19 protein-coding genes are annotated in these 22,752 nt (G+C 56.4%); 14 read left to right on the forward strand and 5 right to left on the reverse strand.

The window, feature by feature from the left end; translation table 11 throughout:
• Positions 1-8 precede the first annotated feature (8 nt).
• The 4 genes from leuC to leuL form a co-directional block, all read right to left on the reverse strand.
• Positions 9-1,409, reverse strand: a complete 1,401-nt coding sequence (gene leuC / locus OB87_RS08800; RefSeq protein ID WP_033569075.1) for a 3-isopropylmalate dehydratase large subunit — start codon at positions 1,407-1,409, stop codon at positions 9-11.
• A 2-nt stretch (positions 1,410-1,411) separates the two neighbouring features.
• Positions 1,412-2,503: a 3-isopropylmalate dehydrogenase gene (gene leuB / locus OB87_RS08805; RefSeq protein ID WP_033569076.1), complete on the reverse strand. Its 1,092-nt coding sequence runs from the start codon at positions 2,501-2,503 to the stop codon at positions 1,412-1,414.
• Complete coding sequence (leuA, locus tag OB87_RS08810; protein ID WP_033569077.1) at positions 2,503-4,077, reverse strand: 2-isopropylmalate synthase; 1,575 nt, start codon at positions 4,075-4,077, stop codon at positions 2,503-2,505. Before leuA ends, leuB begins: the two co-directional genes overlap by 1 nt.
• A 96-nt stretch (positions 4,078-4,173) precedes the next feature.
• Positions 4,174-4,287, reverse strand: a complete 114-nt coding sequence (gene leuL, locus OB87_RS21160) for a leu operon leader peptide (RefSeq protein ID WP_123250955.1) — start codon at positions 4,285-4,287, stop codon at positions 4,174-4,176.
• Positions 4,288-4,486: 199 nt separating this feature from the next.
• Between leuL and OB87_RS08815 the strand changes: the two genes are divergently transcribed.
• The 4 genes from OB87_RS08815 (at position 4,487) to cra (ending at position 10,160) form a co-directional block, all read left to right on the forward strand.
• Positions 4,487-6,292 (forward strand): AMP-dependent synthetase/ligase, encoded by a 1,806-nt coding sequence (locus OB87_RS08815; RefSeq protein ID WP_033569078.1) that lies wholly within the window; start codon positions 4,487-4,489, stop codon positions 6,290-6,292.
• Positions 6,293-6,696: 404 nt separating this feature from the next.
• Positions 6,697-8,418, forward strand: a complete 1,722-nt coding sequence (ilvI, locus tag OB87_RS08820) for an acetolactate synthase 3 large subunit (protein ID WP_033569079.1) — start codon at positions 6,697-6,699, stop codon at positions 8,416-8,418.
• Positions 8,419-8,420: 2 nt separating this feature from the next.
• Positions 8,421-8,912 (forward strand): acetolactate synthase small subunit, encoded by a 492-nt coding sequence (ilvN, locus tag OB87_RS08825; protein ID WP_033569080.1) that lies wholly within the window; start codon positions 8,421-8,423, stop codon positions 8,910-8,912.
• Positions 8,913-9,155: 243 nt separating this feature from the next.
• Positions 9,156-10,160 (forward strand): catabolite repressor/activator, encoded by a 1,005-nt coding sequence (gene cra, locus OB87_RS08830; protein WP_033569081.1) that lies wholly within the window; start codon positions 9,156-9,158, stop codon positions 10,158-10,160.
• 239 nt (positions 10,161-10,399) lie between these two features.
• Here cra and OB87_RS08835 read toward each other — a convergent pair whose 3' ends face one another.
• Positions 10,400-10,861 carry an L-alanine exporter AlaE gene (locus tag OB87_RS08835; RefSeq protein WP_033569082.1) on the reverse strand — a complete coding sequence of 154 codons (462 nt, stop codon included), beginning with the start codon at positions 10,859-10,861 and terminating at the stop codon, positions 10,400-10,402.
• An 866-nt stretch (positions 10,862-11,727) separates the two neighbouring features.
• On the opposite strand from OB87_RS08835, the gene mraZ reads away from it, so the two are divergent.
• From mraZ to murG, 10 genes are read left to right on the forward strand one after another with little or no spacing between them, the layout of a single operon-like run.
• Positions 11,728-12,186, forward strand: a complete 459-nt coding sequence (gene mraZ, locus OB87_RS08840; RefSeq protein WP_033569083.1) for a division/cell wall cluster transcriptional repressor MraZ — start codon at positions 11,728-11,730, stop codon at positions 12,184-12,186.
• Between the two features lie 2 nt (positions 12,187-12,188).
• Positions 12,189-13,130, forward strand: coding sequence for a 16S rRNA (cytosine(1402)-N(4))-methyltransferase RsmH (rsmH, locus tag OB87_RS08845; RefSeq protein WP_033569084.1), 942 nt, complete (start codon positions 12,189-12,191; stop codon positions 13,128-13,130).
• Positions 13,127-13,450 (forward strand): cell division protein FtsL, encoded by a 324-nt coding sequence (ftsL, locus tag OB87_RS08850; RefSeq protein WP_013319471.1) that lies wholly within the window; start codon positions 13,127-13,129, stop codon positions 13,448-13,450. The genes rsmH and ftsL overlap by 4 nt, the downstream gene beginning before the upstream one ends.
• A 22-nt stretch (positions 13,451-13,472) precedes the next feature.
• Complete coding sequence (locus OB87_RS08855) at positions 13,473-15,236, forward strand: peptidoglycan glycosyltransferase FtsI (RefSeq protein ID WP_033569085.1); 1,764 nt, start codon at positions 13,473-13,475, stop codon at positions 15,234-15,236.
• Positions 15,223-16,707 carry a UDP-N-acetylmuramoyl-L-alanyl-D-glutamate--2,6-diaminopimelate ligase gene (gene murE, locus OB87_RS08860; RefSeq protein WP_033569086.1) on the forward strand — a complete coding sequence of 495 codons (1,485 nt, stop codon included), beginning with the start codon at positions 15,223-15,225 and terminating at the stop codon, positions 16,705-16,707. The genes OB87_RS08855 and murE overlap by 14 nt, the downstream gene beginning before the upstream one ends.
• Positions 16,704-18,065 (forward strand): UDP-N-acetylmuramoyl-tripeptide--D-alanyl-D-alanine ligase, encoded by a 1,362-nt coding sequence (murF, locus tag OB87_RS08865; RefSeq protein ID WP_033569087.1) that lies wholly within the window; start codon positions 16,704-16,706, stop codon positions 18,063-18,065. The genes murE and murF overlap by 4 nt, the downstream gene beginning before the upstream one ends.
• A complete protein-coding gene (mraY, locus tag OB87_RS08870) occupies positions 18,059-19,141 on the forward strand; it encodes a phospho-N-acetylmuramoyl-pentapeptide-transferase (protein ID WP_033569088.1) in 1,083 nt (360 codons plus the stop codon). Before murF ends, mraY begins: the two co-directional genes overlap by 7 nt.
• Positions 19,142-19,144: 3 nt before the next feature.
• Positions 19,145-20,458, forward strand: coding sequence for a UDP-N-acetylmuramoyl-L-alanine--D-glutamate ligase (murD, locus tag OB87_RS08875; protein ID WP_033569089.1), 1,314 nt, complete (start codon positions 19,145-19,147; stop codon positions 20,456-20,458).
• Positions 20,458-21,660 carry a cell division protein FtsW gene (ftsW, locus tag OB87_RS08880; RefSeq protein ID WP_033569090.1) on the forward strand — a complete coding sequence of 401 codons (1,203 nt, stop codon included), beginning with the start codon at positions 20,458-20,460 and terminating at the stop codon, positions 21,658-21,660. The genes murD and ftsW overlap by 1 nt, the downstream gene beginning before the upstream one ends.
• On the forward strand, positions 21,657-22,748 hold the full coding sequence (gene murG, locus OB87_RS08885; protein WP_033569091.1) for an undecaprenyldiphospho-muramoylpentapeptide beta-N-acetylglucosaminyltransferase: 1,092 nt from the start codon (positions 21,657-21,659) through the stop codon (positions 22,746-22,748). The genes ftsW and murG overlap by 4 nt, the downstream gene beginning before the upstream one ends.
• Positions 22,749-22,752: the final 4 nt, after the last annotated feature.

Genomic DNA, 22,752 nt, shown 5'->3' on the forward strand with positions numbered 1-22,752 from the left:
TGCCTCTCTTAATTCAGTTCACGAATGTCTGCGAAACGACCGGTCACTGCCGCCGCTGCCGCCATTGCCGGGCTAACCAGATGGGTGCGGCCACCGCGGCCCTGACGCCCTTCAAAGTTGCGGTTACTGGTGGAAGCGCAACGCTCGCCCGGATTCAGGCGGTCGTTGTTCATTGCCAGACACATGGAGCAGCCGGGCAAGCGCCATTCAAAGCCTGCGTCCAGAAAGATTTTATCCAGACCTTCTTCTTCCGCCTGCGCCTTGACCGGGCCGGAGCCGGGAACCACATACGCCTGAACACCGGCCGCCACTTTACGGCCTTTGGCGATGGCGGCGGCAGCGCGCAGATCTTCGATACGGGAGTTGGTGCAGGAGCCGATAAACACTTTGTCGATCGCCACTTCCGTCAGCTTCACGCCCGGTTGCAAACCCATATAAGCCAGCGCTTTTTCTGCTGAGGCGCGTTCTACCGGATCACTGAAAGATTCCGGTGCCGGGATGATTTGATCGACGGCGATCACCTGACCGGGGTTGGTGCCCCAGGTCACTTGTGGTGCGATATCGGCAGCGTTCAGCGTCACCACGGTGTCGTAGTGGGCATCGGCGTCGGAGCGCAGGGTTTTCCAGTATTCCACCGCCGCGTCCCAGTTACTGCCGGTGGGCGCGAACTGGCGGCCTTTCAGGTAAGCGAAGGTGGTGTCGTCCGGTGCGACCAGACCGGCTTTGGCACCCATTTCGATCGCCATGTTGCACAGGGTCATGCGGCCTTCCATGCTCAGCGCTTCAATCGCCTTGCCGGTGAATTCCACCACATGGCCGGTGCCACCAGCACTGCCGGTTTTACCGATGATTGCCAGCACGATGTCTTTGGCGGTAATGCCGCTGGAGGCATCGCCAGCCACCTCTATCTTCATGGTCTTGGCGCGGCCCTGTTTCAGGGTTTGTGTCGCCAGCACATGCTCCACTTCCGAGGTGCCGATGCCGAAGGCCAGTGAGCCGAAGGCACCGTGAGTCGCGGTGTGGGAGTCGCCACAGACGATGGTCATGCCCGGCAAGGTCATGCCTTGTTCCGGCCCAATCACATGCACGATGCCCTGAAACGGGTGGTTCAGGTCATACAACTGCACGCCGAACTCGGCGCAGTTCTTGATCAGTTCCTGCATCTGGATGCGAGCCATCTCGCCGCTGGCGTTGATGTCACGAGTCTGGGTGGACACGTTGTGGTCCATGGTGGCGAAGGTTTTGCCCGGCTGGCGCACTTGGCGGCCCATGGCGCGCAGGCCGTCGAATGCCTGCGGAGACGTCACTTCATGCACCAGATGACGGTCGATATACAGCAACGGGGTTTCATTCGGCGCTTCGTGCACGACGTGCGCGTCAAACAGTTTCTGATATAAGGTTTTAGCCATGATTACGCCCCTTCTGCTACAAATCGGGCAATGGCATCGCCCATTTCATCGGTAGTAACGGATTTGCCGTCGCTGGCCAGGTCGCCAGTGCGGTAGCCTTCCGCCAACGCCTGGTTGACCGCCTGCTCAATGGCGGTAGCGGCGTCATCCGCTCCCAGGCTGTAGCGCAGCAGCAGCGCGGCGGACAGGATCTGGGCGATCGGGTTGGCGATGTTCTTCCCGGCGATATCCGGCGCAGAACCACCCGCGGGTTCGTACAGGCCAAAGCCTTGTTCATTCAGGCTGGCGGACGGCAGCATCCCCATTGAGCCGGTGATCATCGCGCACTCGTCGGACAGGATATCGCCGAACAGGTTGGAGCACAGCAGCACGTCGAACTGAGACGGATCTTTGATCAGCTGCATGGTGGCGTTGTCGATGTACAGATGATTCAGACGGACATCCGGGTAGTCGCGGGCGATTTCAGTGACGATTTCACGCCACAGAATCGAGCTTTGCAGCACGTTGGCCTTGTCGATGGAGGTGACGATACCGCGGCGTTTGCGTGCCGACTCAAAAGCGATACGGGCAATACGCTCGATTTCGAAACGGTGGTACACCTCGGTGTCGAAGGCGCGTTCGTACATGCCGCTGCCTTCGCGGCCTTTCGGCTGGCCGAAGTAGATGCCGCCGGTCAGTTCACGCACGCACAGGATGTCAAAGCCGTTGGCGGCGATGTCGCTGCGCAGCGGGCAGAAGGCTTCCAGCCCCTGATACAGGCGCGCTGGGCGCAGGTTACTGAACAGGCGGAAGTGCTTGCGCAGCGGCAACAGCGCGCCACGTTCCGGTTGTTCCGCCGGTGGCAGGTGTTCCCACTTCGGGCCGCCGACTGAACCGAACAGAATGGCGTCCGCCTGCTCGCAGCCTTCAACCGTGCCCTGCGGCAGCGGTGTGCCCTGACGGTCGATGGCGATGCCGCCGACGTCGTATTCACTGGTGGTGATGCGCAGACCAAAACGCTGGCGAACCGCATCCAATACTTTATACGCCTGAGCCATGACTTCTGGGCCGATGCCGTCACCGGGTAAGACGGCGATATGGTAACTCTTGGTCATCACACTGTTTCCTGACTGTTTTGTTTGTTGTGTTGCTGCAAACGCTGCACTTCTTTTTCGACCAGTTGCGCACGCTTGATGTTGTTTAATACGTTAACCATCGCGTTGGCGGAGGATTCGACGATATCGGTCGCCAGACCCACACCGTGGAAACGGCGTCCCTGATATTCCACCACGATGTCCACCTGACCGAGTGCTTCTTTACCCTGTCCTTTGGCGGACAACTGGTATTTGACCAGATTAATCGGGTAACCGGTGATGCGGTTGATAGCCTGATACACGGCATCGACCGGGCCGTTGCCGGTGGCGGCTTCAGACAGTGTCTCTTCGCCACATGACAATTTGACGGACGCGGTTGCCATCACACTGGAGCCGGACTGAACGCTAAAGTAGTCCAGACGATAGAACTCGGTGCTTTCCTGCTGGCTATTAATGAACGCCAGCGCTTCCAGGTCATAATCGAACACCTGGCCTTTTTTGTCGGCCAGCTTGAGGAAGTCGGCGTACAGGGTATCCAGATTGTAGTCGCCTTCTTTATATCCCATCTCTTCCATGCGGTGTTTGACCGCGGCGCGACCGGAACGGGACGTCAGGTTCAACTGCACTTCTTTCAGGCCGATGGATTCCGGCGTCATGATTTCGTAGTTTTCGCGGTTTTTCAGCACGCCGTCCTGATGGATACCGGAAGAGTGAGCGAAGGCGTTGGCACCCACGACCGCCTTGTTGGCCGGGATCGGCATGTTGCAGATCTGGCTGACTATCTGGCTGGTGCGGTAGATTTCCTGATGATTGATGCCGGTGTGCAGGTTCATCAACTGGCTGCGCACTTTGATCGCCATAATCACTTCTTCCAGCGAGCAGTTACCCGCACGTTCGCCGATACCGTTCAGCGTGCCTTCTACCTGGCGCGCACCGGCGTGCACCGCCGCCATAGCGTTGCCCACCGCCAGACCGAGATCGTCGTGGGTGTGCACGGAAATAATGGCTTTATCGATGTTAGGAACGCGCTGGTACAACGAGGCAATGATGTTGCCGAATTCGTGGGGCAAAGTGTAACCGACGGTGTCCGGGATGTTGATGGTGCGGGCACCTGCGTTGATCGCCGCTTCCACTACCCGGCTCAAATCTTCGATCGGGGTACGACCGGCGTCTTCGCAGGAGAACTCCACGTCGTCGGTGTAGTTGCGGGCGCGTTTGATCATATAGGTCGCACGTTCAATCACTTCATCCAGCGTGCTGCGCAGCTTGGTAGCGATATGCATCGGCGAGGTGGCGATAAAGGTGTGGATGCGGAACGCCTCGGCGACGCGCAGCGACTCGGCGGCGACATCGATGTCTTTCTCGACACAGCGGGCGAGGGCGCAGACACGGCTATTCTTGATATTGCGGGCGATGGTCTGTACGGATTCGAAATCACCAGGGGAGGACACCGGAAAGCCCACTTCCATCACGTCGACACCCATTCTTTCCAGCGCCATTGCAATCTGGAGTTTTTCCTTCACGCTCAGGCTGGCCTGCAGCGCTTGCTCACCGTCACGCAACGTCGTATCGAAAATAATCACTTGTTGGTTCATCGGTCTTCTTCCTTTGTTCTGTTTGCCTGGGCGCCCGGCGAGTAAAAAAAAACCCGCGCAACGGCGCGGGTTTTTTATATGAGGTGTGACGTGAAATCAGCTCTGGATTTCGCCCACCGGCATACCGCGCACGTGAGATGCGTTTAGTAGTAGGCCTAGTAGCTGAGCGAAGTTAAACATGCTGTTTCGTTGTCCAGGTTGATTAAACATTCAGTTCTGCTTTTATTGGTACTTGATTCCGGCATTGATGTCAACCTCGGGATTGCATACGGTAACCCTGGCCGGTGTGTTTGACCCGTCACATTCCCAGCTGAAAAGCGGCGGAAAGCGCTTTGAGGCTGTTGATGGGCGCGGTAGACTGCCTGCCCGATTTTTACGCCTATTTTTGAGATTGCCAGGCCCCACGCGCATGAAGACAAATTCACTCTCCCAATACCATCTGGTTCACCGCATTCAGCAGCAAATTGCTCAGCGCCCTAACGCGCTGGCATTTCGTGAATGGGCACCAGAACAGGAACAGCAGCTCGACTGGCATCAGGTAGGTGAGCGTGTTAGACGCATCGCCAGCGGTCTGTTGAGGTTGGGTATTGATGTCCAGGAACGGGTGGCAGTCTTTTCCGATAACGCCATCGCCTGGTCGCTGGCAGATTTGGCGTTGCTGCACCTGCGGGCGGTTACCGTGCCGCTGTATGCCACCAGTGCGGCGGCGCAGGCGTCGTTTATTCTGAATGACGCGGATATCCGTACCGTGTTTGTCGGCGGTCAGGCGCAGTTTGACCTGCTGATGTCGCTGCGTGACAGCTGTCCGCAATTGCGCACCATTATTCTGTTGGATGAACAAATTCGCCGTCGTGGCTGCGATATCGCCGTATCTTTGCAGGAGTTCGAGGAAAATGCAGAGCTGTCGGTGTGGGAACCGGTGCTGCGGCAACGAGTGCAGGAACGGGATCTGAGCGATCTGTTTACGTTGATTTATACCTCCGGTACGACCGGCGAACCCAAAGGCGTGATGTTGGATTATGCCAATATGGCGACTCAACTGGCGCTGCATGATGAGCGGTTGCAGGTGGGGGGGCAGGATGTGTCATTGTGTTTTCTGCCGCTGTCACATGTGTTCGAACGGGCCTGGAGTTTTTTCATCATGCACCGTGGCGCGGTAAACGTGTATTTGCGCGATACCGATCAGGTGCGTGCGGCGATGGCGGCGGTCAGCCCTACCGTGATGTGTGCGGTGCCGCGCTTCTATGAAAAAGTGTTCAGCGCCATCCATGAGAAAGTGGCGCAGGCACCGTGGCACCGGCGCACGCTGTTTCACTGGGGGATAGCTCAGGGTAATAAACGGTTTTTACGCCAACAGGCTGGAGAACGTGCCGGACTGTGGAGCGCGCTGGCGTATCGTCTTGCTGATCAGTTGGTGTTGTCGCGCCTGCGTCAGTTGTTGGGGGGAAAGGTACGTTTTCTGCCTGCTGCTGGGGCGCGTCTGGATGACAATGTCATCGCCTTTTTCCAGGCGATGGGCGTGCGTATCGTTTATGGCTACGGCCTGACGGAGACATGCGCCACCGTGTCCTGCTGGGAAGCTGACCACTACCGGCTTGGGTCCGTCGGGACACCACTGCCGGGCATCGCTGTACGCATTGGTGAACAGAACGAAATCCAGGTACGTGGTGCTACCGTGATGCGTGGTTATTATCGCCGTCCACAGGATACGGCGGAGGCTTTTACGCCGGATGGTTGGTTCAAAACCGGCGATGTGGGGGAGGTAGACGCCAATGGCAACCTGTTCATCACCGAACGCCTTAAGGATCTGATGAAAACCTCGGGCGGCAAATACATTGCGCCGCAACATCTGGAAGGCGCACTCGGGCAGGATCGCTTCATTGAACAGGTGGCGGTGATTGCTGATGCTCGCAAATACGTGTCCGCGCTGATCGTCCCTTGCTTTGAGGCGCTGGAGGAGTATGCCCGCTCGATCAATCTGGGGTATCAGGATCGACTGGAGTTGCTGCGGCACAACCATATCCTGTCGCTGTTCGAACAGCGGTTGCGTGATGTGCAAAAAGAGTTTGCGCGTTTTGAACAGGTGAAAAAATTTACCCTGCTGCCTGCGCCGTTTAGTCAGGCGGAAGGTGAACTGACTCCGACATTAAAACTCCGTCGCAAGGTCATTCATCAGCGTTATCAGCTGGAAATCGAAGCCATGTATGCCGATTAGCAGACGTATCGGTGGTAACCGGCGCGCCGCATAGCAATTTTATCGTCAATATTTCACTCTGTAATGTCTGACCACGGCGGGATATTTTTTAACGCTGTGGTCACTCCCCAGCGTTTTATTTCTTTGCTCTCTCTTTTAACAGTTGATTTACCATAATCGTGTTATTTACCGTGGCGGCGCGGTGTTTGCCTGCTTCATAATCCGGCGTTATGTTAATAAGTTATATGTAAAAACCCGGACGGTGTTGAACGAGAGGGCCGACGTGTGATTGAAAACCCAATCCACACGTTGCGTCTTCATTCACCATACGCCGTCTTAATCAGCACGGGGTGTTCCCTGTCAATACAGAAGCGATTCGCTATCTGAATAAGTCGCATCTGAACAATAAAATAAGAGGCAAACCCATGGAGATGTTGTCAGGCGCCGAGATGGTGATTCGATCGCTGATCGATCAGGGCGTAAAACATGTGTTCGGCTATCCGGGCGGTGCGGTGCTGGATATTTATGACGCGCTGCACACCGTCGGCGGCATAGAACATATTCTGGTGCGCCATGAGCAGGGCGCGGTGCATATGGCCGACGGCTACGCCAGAGCGACCGGCGAAGTGGGCGTGGTGCTGGTCACCTCCGGTCCGGGGGCAACCAATGCCATTACCGGTATCGCCACGGCGTATATGGATTCCATTCCGCTGGTGGTGATTTCCGGCCAGGTTGCGACTTCGTTGATTGGGTATGACGCCTTTCAGGAATGCGACATGGTGGGGATTTCCCGCCCGGTGGTGAAGCACAGTTATCTGGTTAAACAGACCGAAGACATTCCCACCGTGCTGAAAAAAGCCTTCTATCTCGCGTCCACCGGCCGCCCCGGCCCGGTGGTGGTGGATTTGCCGAAAGACATTCTCAACCCAGCCAAAAAGTTGCCTTATGCTTACCCCGATCAGGTCAGCTTGCGCTCCTACAACCCGACGGTACAAGGGCATAAAGGCCAAATTAAGCGAGCGTTGCAGACGCTGCTGGCCGCTGAGCGCCCGGTCATTTACAGCGGCGGTGGCGTTGTCAACGCCAATTGCCATCAGGAACTGCGCGAACTGGCGGAAAAGCTCAATCTGCCGGTGGCCTGTTCGCTGATGGGGCTGGGCGGTTTTCCAGGCACCCACCGTCAGAGTCTCGGTATGCTCGGTATGCACGGCACCTATGAAGCCAATATGGCGATGCACAACGCCGATGTGATTTTTGCCGTCGGGGTGCGCTTTGACGATCGAACCACCAATAACCTGACCAAGTACTGCCCGAACGCCACCATTTTGCATATCGATATCGACCCGGCGTCTATCTCCAAAACCGTGGCGGCGGACATTCCGATCGTCGGCGATGCCCGTCAGGTGCTTAGCCTGATGCTGGAGTTGCTGGTGCAAGGCGGCGACGCGCAGCAGAAATTCGACGCGTTACGCGACTGGTGGCAGCGCATCGAACAGTGGCGTGCACGGCAATGCCTGAAATACAACACCGACGGTGATGCCATCAAACCGCAGGCGGTGATCGAAACCCTGCACCGTTTGACAGAAGGCAAGGCCTACGTGGCCTCCGACGTGGGGCAGCATCAGATGTTCGCCGCGTTGTATTACCCGTTTGATTTGCCACGCCGCTGGGTTAATTCTGGCGGTCTGGGCACCATGGGCTTTGGCCTGCCAGCTGCGCTTGGCATTAAGCTGGCGCTGCCGCAGGAAACGGTCATCTGCGTCACCGGTGACGGCAGTATTCAGATGAATATTCAGGAGTTGTCCACGGCGTTGCAGTACGACCTGCCGATTGTGGTGGTCAGCCTCAACAACCGCTTCCTTGGCATGGTGAAACAGTGGCAGGACATGATCTACTCCGGTCGTCACTCCAGTTCCTACATGGAATCCCTACCGGACTTCGTCAAACTGGCGGAAGCTTATGGTCACGTCGGTATCACCATCGATACGCCGGATGAGCTGGAGCCGAAGTTGAAAGCGGCGCTGGAACAGAAAAACCGTCTGGTGTTTGTGGATGTACGGGTGGACAGCAGCGAGCATGTTTACCCGATGCAGATCCGCGGCGGCGGGATGGATGAGATGTGGTTAAGCAAAACGGAGAGGACCTGATCATGCGTCGTATTTTGTCGGTATTACTGGAGAACGAATCGGGTGCTCTGTCGCGCGTGATTGGCCTGTTTTCTCAACGCGGTTACAACATTGAAAGCCTGACCGTCGCCCCGACGGACGACCCTACCCTGTCGAGGATGACTATCCAGACGGTGGGCGACGAAAAGGTGCTGGAGCAGATTGAAAAGCAACTGCATAAACTGGTGGACGTGTTGCGGGTCAGCGAGCTGGGGCAAGGTGCTTACGTTGAGCGCGAGCTGATGCTGGTCAAGCTACAGGCTACCGGTTATGGTCGTGAAGAGGTTAAGCGCTGTGCGGAAATCTTCCGCGGGCAAATCGTCGATGTCACCGCATCGCTGTATACCGTACAACTGGCGGGAACCAGCGAGAAACTGGATGCGTTTCTCAATAGCGTGCGCGAAGTGGCTGAAATTGTTGAAGTGGCGCGCTCCGGTATCGTGGGCGTATCACGCGGCGATCGCATCATGCGCTGAAGCAGTGCTGAAGCTCGACCATTTTTCTGATGATTTGCTGATGTTCATACAGCAAAACTGGCTTTTCTGATGGTAATATCTGGCCCGGCGATGATGCCGGGCTTTTTTGATCCTGAGTGAAGTAAATAATAAAAGCTGTTGCCCGTCAGTGTTTTCTGCGCTTAGATCGGTATCATATCCACGGTTAACTCATGGTTATCGTTTCATTTTTTATTTTTTGTCCGGCTTATTAAGGGGTTGTCAGTGAAACTGGATGAAATCGCGCGTCTTGCTGGGGTTTCGCGTACAACGGCCAGTTACGTTATTAATGGTAAGGCGAAGCAATATCGCGTCAGTGATAAGACCGTTGAGAAAGTGATGGCGGTAGTCAGAGAGCACAACTACCATCCAAACGCTGTCGCAGCCGGTCTGCGCGCCGGACGTACCCGTTCCATCGGGTTAGTTATTCCGGACCTGGAGAACACCAGTTATACCCGTATCGCCAATTATCTGGAGCGTCAGGCTCGTCAGCGCGGCTATCAATTGCTGATTGCGTGTTCTGAAGATCAACCCGATAACGAGATGCGCTGCATCGAGCATCTGCTGCAACGTCAGGTGGATGCGATTATCGTTTCAACGGCGCTACCGCCAGAACACCCGTTTTACCAGCGCTGGGCTAATGATCCCCTGCCAGTGATCGCGCTTGATCGGGCGTTAGATCGCGAGCATTTCACCAGCGTGGTCGGTGCGGATATGGAAGACGCGGAAATGCTGGCACAGGAACTGCGCAAGGTGCCAGCAGAGTCGGTGATGTATCTCGGTGCGCTGCCGGAGTTGTCGGTCAGTTTCCTGCGTGAGCAGGGATTCCGACGCGCCTGGGCAGACGACCCGCGCCAGGTGAATTACATCTATGCCAACAGCTATGAACGTAGCGCGGCGGCGGCGGTATTTGAGGAGTACCTGAAAACCAACCCGATGCCACAGGCGATGTTTACGACCTCGTTCCCACTGCTACAAGGGGTGATGGACGTGACGCTCAAGCAGAGCGGACGCCTGCCGAACAATCTGGCTATCGCCACATTCGGTGATAATGAATTGCTGGATTTCCTGGAGTGCCAGGTGTTGGCAGTGGCGCAGCGCCATCGAGAGGTGGCGGAGCGGGTATTGGAATTGGTGCTGGCGAGTCTGGATGAGCCACGTAAACCGAAACCGGGTTTATACCGTATTCGTCGTAATCTCTATCGCCGCGGTTTTCTAAGCCGTCTCTGAATGACAGTATGCGGCGTTGGAATAATTTTTGTTCCACGCCGCATCGGATAACTCCTATTTTTATCCTGCTTTTCTCTTTTTTATATTTAGCCCCGAAATAATTCGAGCCGCAGAACTGCGGTGAGCGAATGAATCTATTGAAGCTGACACCCGTCTGTGATTAGGTTGAAAAAGAGCAGTCAACACACCTGCAACTTACTGTATGACGGGTATATTCCCTCGCTGCTTGTTGCGCCGGATTACTGGCTGGCAATTTGCGGGTGAGCCGGAACATCGACCCGGAACAAACGGCGGCAATATTCCAGAAAATAACCGTAAGCTACCCCCATAAACATGGAAATTAGCGCGTTACTGGCAACCGCTTTTATGATTTGCGATGGCTCGGCACCAATCGTCAGCAAAATGGCGGCATAAACCGGTGACTGAAAGCTGACGTAGGCAAACAGGTCCGCCATATTTTTTCCCCAGCGTGAATCCGCGTTCAGGCGTAACGCCAGGGCGACGATACGGTCGCGATAAAGGCCGTAAGGCCAGGCGATGACGATATTGACCGGGATCGACAGCAATCGGGAAGAGAGCGACTGCTGGAAGGTCATGCCTGACAGCAGGATCTCAATCGCCATGCCGGTCAGGAAGCAATACACCACCATGGCAACGGTATCAGCAACGATGCCACGCACGCGGGAAATGGGGGAAGACATAGTGTACGGCTCCATGGTGAAGGATAATAACGTTGCTTTTGATGTTGTTTATTGGTGTTTAGTTTTGCTTTATCGCTTTATTTGTAGTCTACATAACTATCTATTGCGTTTTAACTAGCTTGAAAAACTTATTTTTGCTTATTTTTTGTTCGGTGGCGCAACTTTATGGCTGCAAATCGTTTTTTTCATTCGAAAATCATGAGTCAGGTATTTAATTTCATATAAAACAATCAATTAATGAGGGGCGGGCAACAGAGAGGTAATTGGGCCAGAAATGGCGTGGTTTGGAATGAAAAGGTTGCTGAACGGTAAAGTGCAAGTGAATGTGAATAATACTGGAAATAAACCCAGTTATTCTTTCAGGTATAGCTGAAACAGCTGATTAATGTTTCAGACATGAATAGATAACCTGAGTTGAAGTAACCGACAGTGTGGTTCAGGTCAAAAAAATGGGATTCCAGGCTCAATAAATTTACTTTACCTGTCATGTTTTGTACCGATAGGAAGAATGATTTTTAAAAATGCTTAAAAATCAGTCGATAAAAATATTTTGATATCGTATGAAGATTTAAGAAATACGTATCGAACTGTGACAGACAAAATAATATTGCACCGAATGAAAAATCCTATATCTTTATGCGCCGTCCTGAGAGCCATTAATTTTCCTTAAATAATCACAGCGTTAATCCTCATTATTTCATCATGGTGGTTTTTTTGCGGTTTTTTCACTCTCTGATTTTGCGGGAAATAATACCTGGGCGCGTCCGTGCTGGCTTGACAAGCTTTTCATCCCCTCCGTAAACTCTCAAGAGTGGAGATTTGTGGGGCAAAGTGGTGAAAAGGGTCATGAAGGGTTAAATACTGTCATGTTTCGTGGGGCGACACTGGTCAACCTCGACAGTAAAGGACGGCTTGCCGTTCCCACCCGTTACCGGGATTTACTGAACGAGGAAGCTCAAGGGCAAATGGTATGCACCATTGACCTCCATCAGCCCTGTCTGCTGCTTTACCTGCTACCCGAATGGGAAATTATCGAACAGAAACTTTCTCGCCTGTCGAGTATGAACCCCGCGGAACGCCGTGTTCAGCGCCTGCTACTCGGACATGCCAGCGAATGCCAGATGGATAACGCCGGAAGAATATTGATTGCATCTACGCTGCGGCAGCATGTGGGTCTTACGAAAGAAGTGATGCTGGTCGGCCAGTTCAACAAGTTTGAACTGTGGGATGAACAGACCTGGTATCGACAAGTCAAGGAAGATATTGACGCTGAGCAGTCAACTCAGGAGCCCTTATCTGAGCGGCTGCAGGACTTATCACTATAGTCATGGCAGAAACGTTTAAACACACCACCGTGTTGCTGGATGAAGCCGTTAACGGCCTGAACATTCGCAGTAACGGTATCTACATCGACGGTACGTTTGGCCGAGGTGGCCATTCCCGTCTCATTCTGTCCCACCTGGGGCCGGAAGGCCGTTTGTTGGCCATCGATCGTGATCCTCAAGCTGTCGCCGTCGCCAATACCATTGATGATGCGCGTTTTTCCATTATCCACGGACCTTTTTCCGAACTGGCTGAGTATGTCGACGAGCGCGGGCTGACCGGCAAAATCGACGGCATCCTGCTGGATCTGGGCGTTTCTTCGCCCCAGCTCGACGACCCCGAACGGGGGTTTTCGTTTATGCGTGACGGTCCGCTGGATATGCGTATGGACCCGACACGGGGCCAGTCAGCGGCGGAATGGCTGATGAAAGCGGAAGCGGAAGACATCGCCTGGGTACTGAAAACCTTCGGTGAAGAGCGTTTCGCCAAGCGCATCGCTCGCGCCATTGTGGAGCGTAACCGCGTCGAGCCGTTGACACGAACCAAAGCACTGGCGGAATTGATCGCCGCCGCCAGCCCGATTCGCGAGAAACACAAGCACCCGGCGACCCGTTCATTCCAGGCCATTCGTATTTACATCAACAGTGAATTGGAAGAGATCGAGCGGGCGTTGGACGGCGCGCTGCAGGTGCTGGCACCGGAAGGTCGTTTGTCGGTGATCAGTTTCCATTCGCTGGAAGACCGGATTGTGAAACGCTTTATCCGCCAGCATAGCCGGGGGCCGCAGGTGCCTGCTGGTCTGCCGTTGACGGAAGAACAGCTGCGTAGCCAGGGCGGTCAGACGCTCAAGGCGGCAGGCAAGATGATGCCGCCTGATGACGAAGTGGCGGAAAATCCGCGTGCGCGCAGTTCGGTGCTGCGCTTTGCCGAGAGACTGCCGTCGTGATCGGGAACGAGCGCCATTCGCTGGGCGGCGTGATTGGCGACGATCTGCTGCGACACGGAAAACTGCCGTTGTTGCTGCTGATTGCGGTGTTGGTGTCCGCCATTCTGGTGGTGACCACCGCGCACCGCACGCGCCTGCTGACGGCGGAGCGTGAGCGGCTGTTGCTGGAACGTGATGCGCTGGATATCGAGTGGCGCAACCTGATTCTGGAAGAGAATGCCCTGGGCGATCATAGCCGCGTCGAGCAGATCGCCACCGAGAAACTGCATATGGTGCATGTTGATCCTTCACAGGAAAATATTGTGGTTAAACAACAATGAATTAACAGGTATCGCCTAAATTATGAGAGCAGCGCGACCGGGAAAATTGAAGCGTCAGGAAGAACATGCCAGCTTTGTCAGCTGGCGTTTTGCGTTGCTTTGCGGCGGTATTCTGTTGTGCATGGTCGGGTTGATGTTGCGTGCAGCGTATCTGCAAGTGATCGCCCCCGACAAGCTGGTGCGTGAAGGTGACATGCGTTCCCTGCGCGTACAGGAAATTCCGACCGCTCGCGGCATGATCAGCGATCGCGCCGGTCGCCCGCTGGCGGTGAGTGTGCCGGTTAACGCGGTCTGGGCTGACCCGAAAGACGTTAACGATCATGGTGGCATTTCACTGGATACCCGCTGGAAAGCGCTGGCGGATGCATTAGGAATCCCGCTGGACCAAATCGCTGCTAAGGTGAATGCCAACCCGAGCGGCCGTTTTGTCTATCTTGCCCGCCAGGTGAACCCGGCGATTGGTGAATACATCCACAAGCTGAAACTGCCGGGCATTAATTTGCGGCAGGAGTCGCGTCGCTACTATCCTTCCGGTCAGGTAACATCGCATCTGATTGGTTTTACCAATATTGACGGTCAGGGGATTGAAGGCATCGAGAAGAGTTTCGATCGCTGGCTGACCGGCCGCCCTGGCGAGCGTACCGTGCGTAAAGACCGCTTTGGGCGGGTCATCGAAGACATTTCCTCGGTGGACAGTCAGGCGGCGCACAACTTGATGCTCAGTATCGATGAGCGCCTGCAGGCGCTGGTGTACCGCGAGCTGAACAACGCGGTGGCGTTCAATAAGGCCGAATCGGGCACCGCCGTACTGGTGGATGTGAACACCGGCGAAGTGCTGGCGATGGCCAACAGTCCCTCCTACAACCCGAACAACCTGACCGGTACGCCGACCGACGTGATCCGTAACCGCGCCATCACCGATATTTTCGAACCCGGCTCGACCGTGAAACCGATGGTGGTGATGACGGCGCTACAGCGCAACGTGGTCAAGGAAAATGCGGTGCTCAACACGTTGCCGTATTACATCAACGGTCATGAAATCAAGGATGTGGCGCGTTATAGCGAGTTGACCCTGACCGGCGTGCTGCAGAAGTCCAGTAACGTCGGCGTATCGCATCTGGCGCTGGCGATGCCAGCTTCCGCGTTGGTGGATACTTACTCCCGTTTTGGTCTGGGTAAAGCCACCAATCTGGGGTTGGTGGGGGAAAGCCTGGGTCTGTACCCCAATCGCCAACGCTGGTCGGATATCGAGCGCGCCACGTTTTCGTTTGGCTATGGCCTGATGGTGACCCCGCTGCAACTGGCGCGTGTCTACGCCACCATCGGCAGCTTCGGCATTTATCGCCCGCTATCCATCACCAAGGTCGACCCACCGGTGCCGGGCGAGCGCGTTTTTTCCGAACAGATTGTCCGTACCGTGGTGCACATGATGGAGAGCGTGGCCTTACCCGGCGGCGGTGGCACAAAGGCAGCGGTGAAAGGCTATCGCATCGCGATTAAAACCGGTACGGCGAAAAAGGTCGGCCCGGACGGCAAATACATCAACAAATATATCGCCTATACCGCCGGGGTGGCACCGGCCAGTAACCCGCGCTTTGCGCTGGTAGTGGTCATTAACGACCCGCAGGCGGGGAAATACTACGGCGGCGCGGTGTCGGCGCCGGTATTCGGGGCGATCATGGGCGGCGTACTGCGCACCATGAATATCGAACCGGATGCGTTGCCGACGGGTGAAAAAAGCGAGTTTGTAATCAACAGAAAAGAGGGTTCAGGTGACAGATCGTAACTTGCGCGATGTCCTGGCTCCGTGGGTGACCGATGCCCCGGATCGCGCGCTGCGGGAAATGACATTAGACAGCCGCGTGGCGGCTGCCGGGGATCTGTTTGTGGCGATAGTCGGCCACAAGACGGATGGGCGGCACTATATTCCGCAGGCTATTGCGCAGGGCGTCGCGGCGGTTGTCGCACAGGCGGATGATGCCACGCCCGATGGCACCCTGACTGAAATGCACGGTGTACCGGTGATTTATCTGGGTAACCTGAACCAGCGTTTATCCGCGCTGGCAGGGCGCTTTTATCGCCAGCCATCGGCGGCGTTGCAACTGATCGGCGTCACCGGCACCAACGGCAAGACCACCACTACCCAGTTGCTGGCGCAGTGGAGCCAGGCGCTGGGCAAAACCAGCGCGGTGATGGGCACCGTCGGCAACGGCTTACTGGGGCATGTGGTGCCGTCGGAAAACACCACCGGTTCGGCGGTGGATGTGCAGCAGATCCTGAGTCAGTTGGTGGAGCAAGGGGCGGATTTCGCCGCTATGGAAGTGTCTTCGCATGGGTTGGTGCAGCACCGGGTCGAGGCGCTGTCGTTTGCCGCGGCGGTGTTTACCAACCTGAGTCGCGATCATCTTGATTATCACGGCGACATGGCGAATTACGAAGCGGCTAAATGGCGGCTGTTCGCTGAGCATCAGGTCGGGCAGAAAATCATTAACGCCGATGACGAGGTTGGCCGTCGTTGGTTAAGCCGCTTACCGCAAGCGGTGGCGGTGAGTGTGGCGGGCGAGATCGATGCTGGCCGGGCGCACTGGCTGAAAGCCACCCGTATCGATTATCACGACAGCGGTTTCACCGTGCAATTTGACTCCAGCTGGGGTGCTGGTGAGATCAATAGTCGCCTGATGGGCGCGTTCAACGTCAGTAACCTGTTGTTAGCGCTGGCGACGCTGTTGTCACTGGGTTATTCGCTGGAACAGCTGGTGAAGAGCGGCTCTGCGCTGCAGCCGGTCTGCGGTAGAATGGAAGTTTTTCTTGCCAGCGGCCGACCGACGGTGGTGGTGGATTACGCCCATACCCCAGACGCGCTGGAAAAAGCGCTGGCGGCGGCGCGTTTGCACTGCCGGGGCGTACTGTGGTGCGTATTCGGTTGCGGCGGCGATCGCGACAGAGGTAAGCGCCCACTAATGGGGGCGATTGCGGAACAACTGGCGGATCGGGTGATTGTGACTGACGATAACCCGCGCAGCGAAAACCCGCAGGCGATTGTGACCGATATCCTGAGCGGATTGCTGGATGCGGGCCGGGTGCAGGTGATTGCCGGTCGGGCGGAAGCCGTCACCAGTGCGGTGATGCAGGCTGGCGCTGATGATGTGGTGTTGGTCGCAGGCAAAGGGCACGAAGACTACCAGTTGGTAGGAAATGAGCGGTTGGATTATTCGGATCGTATTACTGTCGCACGTCTGCTGGGGGTTATCGTATGATCAGCGTTTCGTTGCGGCAGTTGGCTGATGTACTGGGTGCCCGGTTGGTGGGGGAAGACCTGATTATCAGTGAGGTGTCCACGGATACCCGTAAACTCACCGATGGCTGTCTGTTCGTCGCGTTGCGCGGGGAAAAATTTGATGCTCATGATTACGCAGCAGATGCCGTTAATCATGGGGCGGTCGCATTATTGGTGAGTAAGCACTTACCAATAAGCGTGCCGCAGCTGGTGGTGGATGATACGCGTCTGGCGCTGGGGGCGATGGCGGGCTGGGTGCGTCAACAAAGCCGGGCTCGCGTGGTGGCGCTGACGGGCTCTTCGGGAAAAACCTCCGTCAAGGAAATGACCGCGGCGATTTTGCGTCAGTGCGGCAACGTGCTGTATACCGCCGGTAATTTCAACAACGATATCGGCGTGCCGCTGACGTTGTTCCGTCTGACGCCGGAGCATGATTATGCGGTGATTGAGCTGGGTGCTAACCATATCGGCGAAATTGCTTACACCACGGCGATGGTGCGCCCGGAAGCGGCGCTGGTGAATAACCTGGCCGCCGCGCATCTGGAAGGCTTTGGCTCGCTTGAAGGCGTGGCGCAGGCTAAAGGCGAAATTTTTAGCGGTCTGTCAACTGATGGCGTGGCGATCCTCAATGCTGATAGCCACGATGAGGCTCGTTGGCACGATGCGCTGACGGGGAAAACCCTGTGGCGCTTTTCGCCGCAGGCGCGCGCGGGTGTCGATTTTTACGCCAGCGATGTCAGCATCAGCGAGCGTGGGACCGATTTCGTGCTGCATACGCCGACAGGCAATATCGCGGTGACCTTACCGTTGCCGGGGCGTCATAACATCGCCAATGCATTGGCGGCGGCGGCGCTGTCGCTGGCGGTAGGTGCCTCGCTGGATGCGGTGAAGGCTGGTTTGGCGCAATTGCAGGCGGTGCCGGGGCGGCTATTCCCGATTGTGTTGGCCCCAGGGAAATTGCTGCTGGACGACAGTTACAACGCCAACGTTGGGTCAATGACTGCGGCGGCGCAGGTGCTGGCGGAGATGCCAGGCTACCGAGTGATGGTGGTCGGTGATATGGCCGAATTGGGCCAGAATGCGCAGGCGTGTCACCGTCAGGTGGGCGAAGCAGCCCGCAAGGCAAACATTGAAAAAGTATTGAGCGTAGGCGTGTTAAGCGCGCTTATCGGCGATGCCAGCGGCGCAGGTGAGCATTTTGACAATAAAACTGCGTTGATCGCTCGTTTGCGGGCGCTGGTGGCGCAGCACAATACCATCACCGTTTTAATTAAAGGTTCACGCAGTGCTGCGATGGAACAGGTAGTACATGCATTACAGGAGAATGCCACATGTTAGTTTGGCTGGCCGAGCATCTGGTCAAGTTTTATTCCGGCTTTAACGTCTTTTCGTATTTGACGTTCCGGGCCATTGTCAGCCTGCTGACGGCGTTAATCATTTCCCTGTGGATGGGACCGCACCTGATCGCCTGGTTGCAGCGCCTGCAAATCGGTCAGGTGGTGCGTAACGAAGGGCCGGAGTCCCATTTCAGCAAGCGTGGCACGCCGACCATGGGCGGGGTAATGATTCTGGCGTCGATCATTATTTCGGTGCTGTTGTGGGTCAACCTGGCTAACCCGTATGTCTGGTGCGTGCTGCTGGTGCTGGTGGGTTACGGCGTTGTCGGGTTTGTGGATGACTACCGCAAAGTGGTGCGCAAGGACACCCGTGGGTTGATTGCCCGCTGGAAGTACTTCTGGCAGTCGGTACTGGCGTTGGCAGTCGCGTTTTCCATGTATGCGATTGGTAAGGATACGCCAGCAACGCAGTTGGTGGTGCCATTCTTTAAGGACGTGATGCCGCAACTGGGTGTGATGTACATCGTGCTGGCCTACTTCGTGATTGTCGGCACCAGTAATGCCGTCAACCTCACCGATGGTCTGGACGGGTTGGCCATCATGCCGACGGTGTTTGTGGCGGTCGGTTTCGCGCTGGTGGCCTGGGCGACCGGCAACATGAATTTCGCCAGCTATTTGCATATTCCGTACATCCGTCACGCCAGCGAACTGGTGGTGGTGTGTACTGCGATTGTCGGCGCAGGGCTCGGATTTTTGTGGTTTAACACCTATCCGGCGCAGGTGTTTATGGGCGATGTCGGCTCGCTGGCGCTGGGCGGTGCACTCGGCACTATCGCGGTGTTGCTGCGTCAGGAGTTTTTGCTGGTGATCATGGGCGGGGTGTTTGTGGTGGAAACCCTGTCCGTCATTTTGCAGGTGGGGTCCTTCAAACTCCGTGGCCAGCGGATTTTCCGTATGGCACCTATCCACCATCATTATGAACTTAAGGGGTGGCCGGAGCCGCGAGTGATTGTACGGTTCTGGATTATTTCGTTGATGCTGATGCTCATCGGCCTGGTAACGCTCAAGGTACGGTAAAAAATGGACTATCAGGGTAGAAAGGTTGTCATTATCGGGTTAGGGCTGACAGGGCTCTCCTGTGTTGATTTTTTCCTTGCACGCGGGGTGGTGCCGCGCGTGGTGGATACCCGTATTAGTCCGCCTGGCCTGGATAAGCTGCCTGAGTCCGTTGAACGTCATCTGGGCGGCCTCAATGATGAGTGGCTACTGTCCGCCGATCTGATCGTCGCCAGTCCCGGTATTGCGCTGGCGACGCCAATTCTGTGCGAAGCAGCACAAGCTGGCATTGAGATTATCGGCGATATCGAACTGTTCTGCCGCGAAGCGCAGGCACCGATTGTCGCTATCACCGGTTCCAACGGTAAAAGCACCGTGACCACGCTGGTGGGGGAAATGGCGCGTGCGGCCGGTTGGGCCGTCGGCGTCGGCGGTAACATTGGTGTTCCGGCGTTGGAACTGCTTAAGCAGGAAAGCCAGTTGTATGTGCTGGAGCTGTCGAGCTTCCAGTTAGAAACCACCTACAGCTTGCACGCTGCCGCTGCCACAATTCTTAACGTTACCGAGGATCACACCAACCGCTACCCGTTGGGATTGCAACAGTACCGCGCCGCCAAATTACGTATTTATGAAAACGCCAAAGTCTGCATTGTGAACGCGGACGATGCCTTGACCATGCCGGTGCGTGGTGCTGATGCGCGCTGCCTGAGTTTCGGTGTGGACGTGGGCGATTACCATCTGAACCGGCAGCAGGGCGAAACCTGGCTGCGGGTAAAAGGTGAGCGGGTGCTGAATACCCGCGAGATCAAGCTGGTCGGTCAGCACAACTACACCAATGCGCTGGCTGCGCTGGCGCTGGCGGACGCTGTTGGCATTCCCCGCTCGTCGGCCCTGATCGCACTGACGACCTTTACCGGCCTGCCGCACCGTTTCCAACTGGTGCTGGCGCGTCATGACGTGCGCTGGGTCAACGATTCCAAAGCAACCAATGTTGGTAGTACCGAGGCGGCGCTGAGCGGGCTGCATGTCGACGGCACGCTGCATCTGTTGTTGGGCGGTGATGGGAAATCGGCGGATTTCTCTCCGTTATTACATTACCTGCAGGGCGAGCACATTCGGTTGTACTGCTTTGGTCGCGATGGTGGGCAACTGGCGGCGCTGCGACCGGAAATCGCTGAACAGACCGACACCATGGAGCAGGCGATGCGCCTTATCGCCAGCCGCACCCAACCGGGAGACATGGTGTTGCTGTCGCCAGCGTGCGCCAGTCTCGATCAGTTCCGCAGTTTTGAACAGCGTGGTGACGAGTTCGCCCGCCTGGCAGAGGAGCTGGGATAATGCGTTTTATCGGGGTCGGCATGGTCGAACGTCTGAAAAGCTGGGTGATGGGGACGCGTGAAAGCGACAACCTCAGCACCGTGCTGTACGACCGGACGTTGCTGTGGTTGACCCTGGGGCTGGCGGTGATCGGCTTTGTGATGGTGACTTCGGCGTCGATGCCTGTCGGGCAGCGGTTAGCTAGCGATCCCTTTTTGTTTGCCAAGCGCGATGCGCTGTATCTGGGGCTGGCGTTCGGTCTGTCGCTGGTCACCATGCGGGTGCCGATGGAAGTCTGGCAGCGTTACAGCGTGGTATTGCTGCTGGCGTCGATCGTGATGCTGCTGATCGTGTTGGTGGTGGGAAGCTCGGTCAACGGGGCATCACGTTGGATTTCCCTTGGCCCACTGCGTATTCAGCCAGCAGAGTTATCGAAGTTGTCATTGTTCTGCTACCTCTCCAGCTACATGGTGCGCAAAGTCGAAGAAGTACGGAATAACTTCTGGGGATTTTGTAAGCCGATGGGCGTGATGGTGGTGCTGGCGGTGCTGTTGTTGGCTCAGCCGGACCTCGGCACAGTGGTGGTGTTGTTCATTACTACGCTGGCGATGTTGTTTCTTGCTGGAGCCAAACTGTGGCAGTTCCTGGCGATCATCGGTTGTGGCATCTTCGCCGTCGCGCTGTTGATTATCGCCGAACCGTATCGTGTCCGCCGCGTGACGTCGTTCTGGAATCCGTGGGATGACCCGTTCGGCAGTGGTTACCAGTTGACCCAGTCGTTGATGGCGTTTGGCCGCGGTGAACTGTGGGGACAGGGGCTCGGCAATTCTATCCAGAAACTGGAATATTTGCCGGAAGCACATACCGACTTCATTTTCTCCATTCTGGGGGAGGAACTGGGCTATATCGGTGTGGTTTTGGCGTTGTTAATGATATTCTTCGTCGCTTTTCGGGCGATGTCGATAGGACGGCGGGCGCTGGAAATCGATCAGCGTTTTTCGGGCTTTCTGGCTTGCTCCATCGGCATTTGGTTCAGTTTTCAGACGCTGGTGAATGTTGGCGCGGCCGCAGGCATGTTGCCAACCAAAGGGCTGACATTGCCGCTGATCAGCTACGGTGGTTCCAGTCTGCTAATTATGTCGACGGCTATCGTGTTGTTGTTGCGAATTGATTATGAAACGCGTCTGACCAAAGCGCAGGCGTTTACGAGGGGTGCCCGATGAGTGGCGAAGGCAAGCGTTTGATGGTGATGGCTGGCGGCACCGGCGGGCATGTGTTCCCCGGTCTGGCGGTGGCGCATCATCTGATGGCGCAAGGCTGGCAGGTACGCTGGCTGGGCACGGCAGATCGGATGGAAGCGGATCTGGTGCCGAAACACGGCATCGACATCGACTTTATTCGCATTTCCGGTCTGCGCGGCAAGGGACTGAAAGCGTTGTTACTGGCACCGGTACGTATCTTCCGGGCGGTACGGCAGGCGCAGGCGATTATGCGTCGCTATCAGCCGGATGTGGTGTTGGGCATGGGGGGTTATGTGTCCGGACCCGGCGGTCTGGCGGCCTGGTTGTGTGGCATACCGGTTGTCTTGCACGAGCAAAACGGTATCGCTGGGTTGACCAACCGCTGGTTGTCGCGCATCGCCAAAAAAGTATTACAAGCATTCCCTGGCGCGTTTCCTGATGCGGATGTAGTGGGAAACCCGGTGCGTACCGATGTGCTGGCGCTGCCGTCGCCAACAGAACGATTGGCTGAACGTAGCGGCCCGGTGCGGGTACTGGTGGTTGGCGGAAGTCAGGGGGCGCGGGTGCTGAATCAAACCCTGCCTGGTGTCGCGGCGCGGCTGCATGACGCCGTTACCATCTGGCACCAAACCGGTAAAGGCGCTCAGGCGGAAGTGCAGGCTGCGTATGCACAAGCCGGTGAGTCGCAGCACCGGATTACCGAGTTTATCGACGACATGGCGGCGGCGTATGCCTGGGCCGATGTGGTGGTGTGCCGTTCCGGCGCGCTAACCGTCAGCGAGATTGCCGCGGCCGGGTTGCCTGCATTGTTTGTGCCGTTCCAGCATAAGGATCGGCAGCAGTACTGGAATGCGTTGCCGCTGGAACAGGCGGGTGCCGCAAGGATTATTGAACAGGCCGACCTCAGCGTGGACGCGATAAGCGAGGTGTTGTCAGCCTGGGATCGCGCTACGTTACGCGACATGGCGCAGAAAGCTCGTACCGTGGCGATTCCCGATGCGACGGAACGTGTAGCGGCCGAAGTTGCGGCGGCGGCGATGCAGCGGGCGGTTAACGCTGTCCGGAATTAATGAT

Origin of the sequence: Dickeya undicola, from assembly GCF_000784735.1 — a bacterium.
GTDB lineage: Bacteria > Pseudomonadota > Gammaproteobacteria > Enterobacterales > Enterobacteriaceae > Dickeya > Dickeya undicola.